Source organism: Enorma sp. (genome assembly GCF_982429025.1).
In genome coordinates, this window is the sequence record NZ_CEWCAA010000019.1 from 24,896 (window position 1) to 33,745 (window position 8,850).

General features: G+C 60.2%; 8 protein-coding genes and 1 tRNA gene. 1 reads left to right on the top strand and 8 read right to left on the bottom strand.

Annotated elements, in window-relative coordinates; translation table 11 throughout:
• Window positions 1–30: 30 nt before the first annotated feature.
• The 5 genes from AC1VS5_RS04815 to AC1VS5_RS04835 all read right to left on the bottom strand — a co-directional run bounded on the left by AC1VS5_RS04815 (window position 31) and on the right by AC1VS5_RS04835 (window position 4,778).
• A complete protein-coding gene (locus tag AC1VS5_RS04815; protein WP_481217875.1) occupies window positions 31–1,320 on the bottom strand; it encodes a dihydroorotase in 1,290 nt (429 codons plus the stop codon).
• The gene (locus tag AC1VS5_RS04820; RefSeq protein WP_022349539.1) at window positions 1,304–2,248 is read right to left on the bottom strand and encodes an aspartate carbamoyltransferase catalytic subunit; all 945 of its coding nucleotides are present in this window, start codon (window positions 2,246–2,248) and stop codon (window positions 1,304–1,306) included. Before AC1VS5_RS04820 ends, AC1VS5_RS04815 begins: the two co-directional genes overlap by 17 nt.
• Window positions 2,249–2,251: 3 nt before the next feature.
• Window positions 2,252–2,830 (bottom strand): bifunctional pyr operon transcriptional regulator/uracil phosphoribosyltransferase PyrR, encoded by a 579-nt coding sequence (pyrR, locus tag AC1VS5_RS04825; protein WP_019128255.1) that lies wholly within the window; start codon window positions 2,828–2,830, stop codon window positions 2,252–2,254.
• 298 nt (window positions 2,831–3,128) lie between these two features.
• Entirely contained in the window at window positions 3,129–3,890 is a 762-nt protein-coding gene (locus AC1VS5_RS04830) for an ABC transporter ATP-binding protein (protein ID WP_019128254.1), read from the bottom strand.
• 57 nt (window positions 3,891–3,947) lie between these two features.
• Window positions 3,948–4,778 carry an ABC transporter permease gene (locus AC1VS5_RS04835; protein ID WP_022349537.1) on the bottom strand — a complete coding sequence of 277 codons (831 nt, stop codon included), beginning with the start codon at window positions 4,776–4,778 and terminating at the stop codon, window positions 3,948–3,950.
• 143 nt (window positions 4,779–4,921) lie between these two features.
• On the opposite strand from AC1VS5_RS04835, the gene AC1VS5_RS04840 reads away from it, so the two are divergent.
• Window positions 4,922–4,996: transfer RNA gene (locus AC1VS5_RS04840), tRNA-Asn, on the top strand.
• A 170-nt stretch (window positions 4,997–5,166) separates the two neighbouring features.
• Here the strand turns inward: AC1VS5_RS04840 and rpoD are convergent.
• From rpoD to AC1VS5_RS04855, 3 genes are all read right to left on the bottom strand, one after another.
• Entirely contained in the window at window positions 5,167–6,495 is a 1,329-nt protein-coding gene (rpoD, locus tag AC1VS5_RS04845) for an RNA polymerase sigma factor RpoD (protein WP_019128252.1), read from the bottom strand.
• Window positions 6,496–6,646: 151 nt separating this feature from the next.
• On the bottom strand, window positions 6,647–8,704 hold the full coding sequence (gene dnaG, locus AC1VS5_RS04850; RefSeq protein ID WP_481217876.1) for a DNA primase: 2,058 nt from the start codon (window positions 8,702–8,704) through the stop codon (window positions 6,647–6,649).
• Window positions 8,701–8,850, bottom strand: a complete 150-nt coding sequence (locus tag AC1VS5_RS04855) for a riboflavin kinase (protein ID WP_481217879.1) — start codon at window positions 8,848–8,850, stop codon at window positions 8,701–8,703. The genes dnaG and AC1VS5_RS04855 overlap by 4 nt, the downstream gene beginning before the upstream one ends.

The following is an 8,850-nucleotide window of genomic DNA, read 5'->3' on the forward strand; positions in this document are numbered from 1 at the left end:
GGCCAGGCACGACCCATCAACGTAGCGTTTTTAGCAAACGACGCCGTCGGCGAGCTTGCGCACGCCGGCAACGAAGACGTACGAAGCGCAGCCGGTGAGCTCGGCACCTTCGAAGGCGCAGTTCACAGCCTTGGACTCATAGCCCTCGGCGCCCACGGTCCAGATTGCTTCGGGATCGATGACGGTAAGGTCGGCGATGGAGCCCGCCTCGACCTTGACAGGGTCCAGGCCCAGGATCTCGCGCGGCTTCACGGCCATGAGCTCAACCATGCGGCCGAGGTCGATCTTCTCAGTCTTCACGAGGTTCGTGAGCACGAGACCGAGCGCGCACTCGATGCCGGTGGTGCCGAAGGGCGCTAGCTCGAACTCACGCGCCTTCTCCCACTCAGCGTGCGGAGCATGGTCGGTCGCGATAGCATCCACGGTACCGTCGATGACACCCTGGATGAGCGCCTCCGTGTCCGCGGCGGTGCGCAGCGGCGGGTTCATCTTGAGGCGGGTATCATAGGTGCCGTCGAGCGCATCCTCGGTAAGGAAGAGGTGGTGCGGCGTGACCTCGCAGGTCACGGGCAGGCCCTCCGCCTTGGCGGCGCGCACCAGCTCAAGGCCGCGTGCGGTGGAGATATGCTGGATGTGGAGCTTCGCACCGGTGAGGCGCGCAAGCGCGATGTCGCGAGCGATCTGCAGCTCCTCGCCCTCCGCGGGCCAGCCGAGAAGCCCCAGGCGGGTGGAGACGACGCCCTCGTTCACCTGGCCGTCGCCCACGAGGTCCTCGTCCTGGCAATGGGAGAGGAAGGTCTTGTTGAACATCTTGCCGTAGTCCATGCAGCGACGCATCATGCCCGCACCCTGGATGCCGCGGCCGTCGTCGGTGAAGGCGACGGCGCCGTGCGCCACCATATCGCCCATCTCGGCGATGATCTCGCCCTTGAGGCCCTTGGAGCAAGCGCCCGCCGGGTACACGTGGCAATGGCCCTCGCGGGCGGCAACGGACTTCACGTATTCGACCACGGTGCCGTTATCGGTCACTGGATCGGTGTTGGGCATAGAGCAGACGCCGGTGAAGCCGCCCTTCACAGCGGCGCGGGTTTCGCTCTCGATGGTGCCCTTGTGCTCATAGCCGGGCTCGCGCAGATGCACATGCATGTCCACGAGGCCGGGAACGAGGTACTTACCAGCAAGATCAATGACTTCGCAACCGTCGGTGGATAGGTTCTCCCCCACCTCGACGATCGTGTCGCCGTCGATTTTCACGTCAAAGCGCATACCGGTGTGGGTCTGCGGGTCGACGACATGTCCGTTCTTAAGCAGCAAGGCCATTATCGGCACCTCCAAGCAGCAGATACAGGGCAGCCATGCGCACGCAGATACCCGCGTACACCTGATCGAGAATCACGGAGCGCTCCGGATGGTCGGCCATATAGGAGTCGAACTCCACCCCGCGGTTGATGGGACCGGGGTGGCAGATGATCGCATCGGGCTTCATGAGCTTCTCGCGCTTCTTGGTAAGACCGAAGAGCTCATGGTACTCGCGCAGGCTTGGGAAGGGCGCACCCTCCAAGCGCTCGCGCTGGATGCGAAGCATGTAGACCACGTCGAGCTCGGGCAGGACGTCGTCCAGGCAATAGCTAACATGGTCGGCTCCGAGCACCTCGGGCGCTGCGGGGATGAGCGTACCGGGAGCAACGACCGTGACCTCGGCGCCCATGATCTTGAGCGCAGGGATGAGCGAACCGCAGACGCGCGAGTGGGCAATGTCGCCCACGATGCCCACTTTGAGGCCGTTGAAGTCCTGCTTGCGCTCCCAAATGGAATACAGGTCGAGCAGGGCCTGGGTAGGATGGCCATGCTTGCCGTCGCCAGCATCGATGACGACCGCAGGGCTCGCCTGGCTCACGATGTAGGGAGCTCCGGCGTGCTTGTCGCGCACAACGATGCAGTCGATCTTGTACGCATCGAGCGTCATGACGGTATCGATGAGGCTCTCGCCCTTCACCGTGGAGGTGGAAGAGCCGCCGAAGTTGAGCGTATCGGCGGAAAGACGCTTCTCAGCGAGCTCGAACGAGCTGCGCGTACGGGTAGACGGCTCGTTGAACATGTTGACGATCGTTTTGCCCTTGAGCGTGGGGACCTTCTTGATTGCGCGCTCATTGACCGAGGAGAAGGCCTTAGCGGTGGTGAGGATCGTCATGAGCTCGGAGTCGGAATACTCCGAGATGTCGATCAGGTGCTTGTGGTTGTTGAACATGGGCTACTCGCCTCCCAGCGGCGCGGAGCCCACACGGGCGCCCGGCTCGACGTCGAAGATCTCGACGGTACTGCGCCCGTCGACTTCCTGCAGATACAGGCGGACATTCTCCTCATGCGAGGAAGGAACGTTCTTACCCACGAAATCGGGGCAGATGGGGAGCTCTCGATGACCGCGGTCGACGAGGACAGCGAGCTCGACGCGGCTCGGCCGACCAAGGTCCATGATGGCATCGAGCGCGGCGCGAATGGTGCGACCGGTGTAAAGGATGTCGTCCACCAGCACGATGCGCTTGCCGTCAACATCGAAGTCGATCCTGCTGGCATGGACTTCCGGCGCAAACGTGGCGAAGTCGTCGCGATAGAAGCTGATGTCGAGGCTGCCGAGCGGAACCCTCACACCCTCGATCTCCTCGATCTTGTCGACAAGCTGCTTTGCGAGCAGGTCGCCGCGTGTCACGATACCCACGAGCGCAAGGTTGTCGCAACCCTCGTTGCGCTCGAGGATCTCGTGTGCGATGCGCGTGAGCGCGCGGTTGATGGCAGTCTCATCCATGATGACCGCCTTAGGCTTGGTGCCCATCGCTCTCCTTCCTCGGTCGATGCCGCGTTAGCCTGAAGCAGGCATTCGCGGCAACAAAAAAGATGCCTGACCGCGGCGCGGCAAGACATCTGCAAGAAAGGCTGCGGCAATGCAGCTGTATGTTCACGTCCTTGCGAGTATCTCGTACCGCGCTTAAAGGTCGAGCTTAGTTTATCACGAGGGTGCACGCACTCGGCCCATTCCCCCAATAGTCGCAAAACATGTATGAAACTTCTTCGTTTCTGCATATTCAAAACGAAAGGGCACCGAATGTGCCCGCGTGCGACGGGAAAAGAGCCTAGCCGAACTGGCCCCGGTACGCTTCGCAAACCTCGGCAACGGGACCATCCATGCGAAGATCGCCCTTCTCAATCCAGATGGCGCGCTGGCAGATACGCTCGACCTGCTCGATGGAATGGCTCACAAAGAGAACCGTCACATCACCGTTCTTGATGAAATGCTGGATGCGGTCTTCGCACTTCTGCTGGAAGAACACGTCACCAACCGAAAGCGTCTCGTCTACGATGAGGATATCGGGCTCAGTTACCGTCGCGATGGCAAATGCGATGCGGGCAACCATGCCGCTGGAATAGTTTTTGAGCGGCATATCGACAAAATCGCGCAGCTCAGCGAACTCGACGATCTCATCGAAGTGATCGTCTATGAACTGCTTGGTATAGCCCAGAAGCGCACCGTTGAGATAGATGTTCTCGCGTGCCGTAAGCTCCATATCAAAACCCGCACCGAGCTCGATGAGCGGCGCGATATTGCCTCGCACGATACACTCACCCTCGCTCGCCTCGAGAACGCCGGCGATGATCTTGAGCATGGTGGACTTGCCCGAGCCGTTGGTGCCCACGAGCCCTACGACCTCGCCTCGCCGCACCTTGAACGAGATATGCTTGAGCGCGCGGAACTCGCTGAAGAAGAGTTCGTGGCGCATGATTTTAATGAAGTATTCCTTGAGGTTGTTCAACTGCTCCGATGCCATGTTGAAGATCATGGTCACATCGTTGACCTCGATGGCGTATTCAGGCGTTGAAGTTGCGGTCCCTGCCATGGCATTTGCCCTTCGCATGCGGCGTGCAGCGCGAACTGATGCGCCGCGACGCTTCGGTTAGATATAGAGGATGAACTTATGCTCGGTCTTATGGAAGACGAGGTAGCCCGCCACGATAGCGAGCACAGCCCAGAATGCGCACATGCCGAGCGTGAAGGCGGTGGGATTCGTCTGGAACAGGAAGATATCGCGCATGAACTGGAGGTAGTTGTACATGGGATTTGCGTACATCACGAGCTGCAGGATGCGCGGCATCTGCGCGATGAAATCCGTGGTCCAGAAGATGGGCGTGAAATAGGTCCACGCAGTAATCACGACACTCCACAGATGACGGATATCGCGGAAAAAGACGGTGAGCGCGCTCAGCAGCAGGCCGAGGCCCATGCAGAACGTCACAAGCAAGATGAGGACCACCGGCAACCAGATGAGGTGCCACGTGGGCACAACGCGGAACCACAGCATAACAATAGCGACAGCGATGAGCGAAAAGGCAAAATTAACGAGCGAGAACAAAGCCTTCTGCACAGGGAACACAAAGCGGTGCACCTTAACCTTCTTAAGAAGCGACGAAGCATCGATGATCGAGGTCAGGGCCGAGCTTGTAGATTCCGACATAAGCGTGAAGGTGATGTTGCCCACGATAAGGTAGAGCGGGTACATCTCAGGAGTAATGGAACCATTTCTCCCCTGAGCGAAAATCGTGCTAAAGACAATCGCCATGACGATCATCATGAGCAGCGGGTTGAGAACGCTCCACGCAACGCCCAGCACCGAGCGACGGTATCTGATCTTAAAATCCTTGGTCACGAGCTGCTGGAGGATGAAGAGGTCTTTCTCCATCTCCGTGCGGGCATGTGCCGCACTCTGCGACTTGATGGCTACGGCCACGACAAGGCTCCCTACGGATAAAGCTTACGTTGACGGTGGTCATTCTATCAGAGCGTTACCCGCAACGGAATTTTTTCATTTTGAGTCTTGCCAATCGCCATGACTTTTGTATACTAGTTCCTGTTGCTTGAGAGCAGCCACATTCCTCGGTAGCTCAATGGTAGAGCACGCGGCTGTTAACCGCGCTGTTGTAGGTTCGAGTCCTACCCGGGGAGCCATTGATTCAAAGACCCTGTCAGTCCCCCTGACAGGGTTTTTTATTTTTGCTCTGCTTATCGAAGCCTGCCCGGAGCTCCCCAATCGCGACAGGAGACCATAAAAACATCCCGCCTACACGACGGTATAGGCGGGATGCAATGCTTGGCGCGTTTGAGCAAAAGGCGATAGGCTAGCTCTCGATGTAATCCTTGAGCTTGCTCGAGCGGCTTGGATGGCGAAGCTTCGCCAGGGTCTTGCTCTCGATCTGGCGGATACGCTCACGCGTGACGCCGAATTCGCGTCCAACCTCCTCGAGGGTGCGCGGATGGCCGTCCACCAAACCGAAGCGAAGCTCGATAACCTTGCGCTCGCGGTCGGCGAGGCTGTCGAGCACCTGGCCGAGCTGCTCCTGCAGCATCGAAAAACTCGCCGCGTCGGGCGGCACCACGGCCTGAGAGTCCTCGATAAAGTCACCGAGCTGCGAATCCTCTTCCTCGCCGATGGGCGTTTCGAGCGAGACCGGCTCCTGGCTGATCTTTTGAATCTCGCGAACACGGTCCGCGCTCATATCCATCTCAGCACCGATCTCTTCTGGGGTTGGGTCGCGCCCAAGGTCCTGAAGAAGCTGGCGCTGCACGCGGACGAGCTTATTGATCGTCTCGACCATATGAACCGGGATACGGATGGTGCGCGCCTGGTCGGCGATAGCGCGGGTGATGGCCTGACGAATCCACCAGGTAGCGTACGTAGAGAACTTGAAGCCCTTTTCGTAATCGAACTTTTCAACCGCGCGAATGAGACCGAGGTTGCCCTCCTGGATGAGGTCGAGGAACAACATGCCGCGGCCCACGTAGCGCTTGGCGATGGAGACAACGAGGCGAAGGTTCGCCGAGATAAGCGCCTGCTTGGCATCGAGGCCAACCTGCTCGACACGCATAAGGCGGCGCATCTCGGCACGCGTGAGCTCGATCTCACCGCGATCGGCGGCCTCGAGCTTCTCCGTCGCGTCGAGACCAGCCTCGATCTTCATTGCGAGGTCGACCTCGTCGGCCGCAGTCAGAAGATCGACCTTGCCGATCTCCTTGAGGTACATGCGCACCGGGTCCCCTGTGAGCATGACCGTCGAGGCATCGATGCCGCGGGCGCGCGAACGCGAGCGCGTCGTGCGGGCGCGGGGCTTCTTCTTGCGCGCGGACCCCATTTCGGACTCAGCGAGCTTGGCAACCTTGATGTCGTGGTCCTCGGAGCTTTCGTCCCCGAGGTCGTCATCCAGATCGTCGACATCGTCCACGTCGTCAACATCGATGGGGGCATCGTCGCCGTCAACCTGAGAGGTAACCTCGACACCATGGTCGCGAAGGGAACGGTAGATTGAGGTTAGCTGTGCATCGGAGACCTCGACGTCTTTCAACACGACCTGAATTTCATCCTCGGTCACCGACCCGGACTTGGCACCCATATCGACGAGCTTGTCGATGTACGAATTGAGCTCGGTGCTGTTCTCGGACTTCTTGGGCACAGACTCTCCCTTCCTTCTTTTCACAGACTCAATACTTTAACACAGGTCACTATACCCAGCATGTGCGGAAATGAAGCAATTAAAATACCTTCCTGCACTTCGAAGGCGTATAGACAAGGCAGGCCGAACCGATCAAGCGATCCGCTGCGCATCACTCCGTACGGAACGGATCGGCGATGCCGCCCACAGCCTTATGAAGCTCCCGCTGCCGCGCGGCATAGCGCGTCGCCTTGATGGTAAGCTCGCGCCGTTCCTCATGACTGAGCCCTCGCCCCTGCCGAAGTTGCGCCTGCGCCTCGCGCAGACGACGTTGCACGGTGTAGAGCTCGAGCGTGTCGATAAGAAACTCGATGTTCGTCTCCGTGGAATGACTGCTGGTAGACGAGATGAGCCCGCTCGACACGAGCTGGGGTGCCTCAGGACAAACGGCGAGCACGGCATTCATCACATCTGCCGGGCTCGTCCCCTCCGGCGTAGCGAGAACCGCCCACGCAATGGCCTCATGCCGTGGATCGACCCAATCGATCTCGGTAATGCGGTCGGCAAACGGCCGGAAGGCATCGGGCGAGCTCGTGAGCAGGGTGAGCAGCTCGCGCTCACCTGCCAGCGCACGCCGCTCAAGATCCGTGAGCACCACCGCGGGAGCTGCGGGAGCCGACGCATCGACGCCACCCTGGAAGCCGGATGCGGGATAGCCGTTCGCATCCTCGGGCCCAGCGGGCGTTGCGCCCTCGTAAGCATCAAGCGGTACGTAGTCATACGGCACATCGACGTCTTCGCCGCCGTCGCGAACGGTTGGCAGCGCCCCCGAGGCGCCAGAGCTCCCCCGAGCTCCCCCTGTCGAGGAGGCAGTCGTGCGGTCCCACACAGAAGCAGCACCAGCGGATTCGCGCGCCTGCTCGCGGCGTCGAGCGGTCGACTCCTCGGAGCGGACGGCACGGAAGACCTCCTGAGCAGCTGAGCGCACCGTATCCACATCCAAGCGCAGCCGGTCGGCGATCTGCATATAGTACGAATCGATGAGATAGCTCGCCCGCAGGGGGTAGATAAGGCGACACGCCTCGTCGAGCGCCTTGGTGCGCCCGGCGGGAGTGGAAACATCGCTGCGCTCGGCAAGTTTCCCGAAAACGAAATCCATGAGCGGCTCAGCATCATCGAGGAGCGCGCGCAGCGCGTCTCCCCCGCGTGCCGTAAGGAATTCCATGGGATCCATATTGTCTGGCAGCACCACGCACCGAAGGTCGACCGAGCTCTGCTCGATGAACTGGATGGCGCGTTCAGCTGCCTTCTGACCGGCGGCATCACCGTCAAACAAATAGATGATCTGCTTGGAAAAACGCGTGAGCGTCTTCACGTGCTGTTCGGTGAGCGCCGTTCCGAGCGTCGCGACCACATTGCCGATACCTGCTTCGTAGCACGCGATGGCGTCGGTATACCCCTCGACCACCACCGCCCTCGCATCGGAGACGATATGCTGCTTCGCCCAGTTGAAACCGTAGAGGTTACGCTTCTTGTGAAAGATGGCGGTTTCGGCCGTGTTGAGATATTTCGGCTGGCCGTCCCCCATCACGCGGCCGCCGAAGGCGATGCAGCGACCCCGCTCGTCGAAGATGGGAAACATCACGCGATCGAAAAAGCGATCGGCAAGACCACGGCCGCGCTTCACGGCGACGTTGGCATCGATCATCTCCTGCGCGGTGAACCCCGCCTCGCCCAGGTGGCGCACGAGCGCTTCATGCCCCGGGGCGAACCCCAGCCGGTAGCGCCGGCATACCTCGGCTCCCATGCCGCGAGATGCGAAGTATTCGCGCGCGCGACCATCGTGGCCGCGCATGAGTTGCGTGTGGTAGAACGCGGCGGTCTCATCGCATACGTCCATGAGCCTCGTGCGCTTCGTCCCGCGGTTGCCCCCATCGTACGAATCATGAATTTCAATGCCTGCACGATCAGCAAGGTAGCGGATGGCCTCGGGAAACGAAAGGTTCTCGCGCTCCATCACGTAGGTGAAGCAGTCGCCCCCCTTGCCGCATCCGAAGCAATGCCAAACCTGGGTCGCAGGAATGACATGAAACGACGGGGTCTTCTCGCCGTGAAAGGGACAGCACCCCCAAAGGTCCTGCCCCCGCGGCTTGAGCGGAACCGTCTCTTGCACAAGGTCCACGAGGTCGGTGGCCGCACGCACGCGGTTCTTATCCTCATCGCTGATCATACGAGCGGCACCCCCTTCTCCCCAAAATCCGCTTTGACCGTCTCGATGTTGCCGAGCACCGTACGGATGAGCTCGTCAACGGAGGAAAACTTCACAAGCCCACGCAGGCGCCGGGCGAAGACGAGCGAGATTTCGTCGTCATAGAT

What these genes read in the sequence shown, in the direction of transcription:
- AC1VS5_RS04830 (WP_019128254.1), bottom strand. Translation starts at nt 3,890, where the DNA reads ATGGCAGGGACCGCAACTTCAACGCCTGAATACGCCATCGAGGTCAAC.
- AC1VS5_RS04820 (WP_022349539.1), bottom strand. Translation starts at nt 2,248, where the DNA reads ATGTTCAACAACCACAAGCACCTGATCGACATCTCGGAGTATTCCGAC.
- pyrR (WP_019128255.1), bottom strand. Translation starts at nt 2,830, where the DNA reads ATGGGCACCAAGCCTAAGGCGGTCATCATGGATGAGACTGCCATCAAC.
- AC1VS5_RS04815 (WP_481217875.1), bottom strand. Translation starts at nt 1,320, where the DNA reads ATGGCCTTGCTGCTTAAGAACGGACATGTCGTCGACCCGCAGACCCAC.
- dnaG (WP_481217876.1), bottom strand. Translation starts at nt 8,704, where the DNA reads ATGATCAGCGATGAGGATAAGAACCGCGTGCGTGCGGCCACCGACCTC.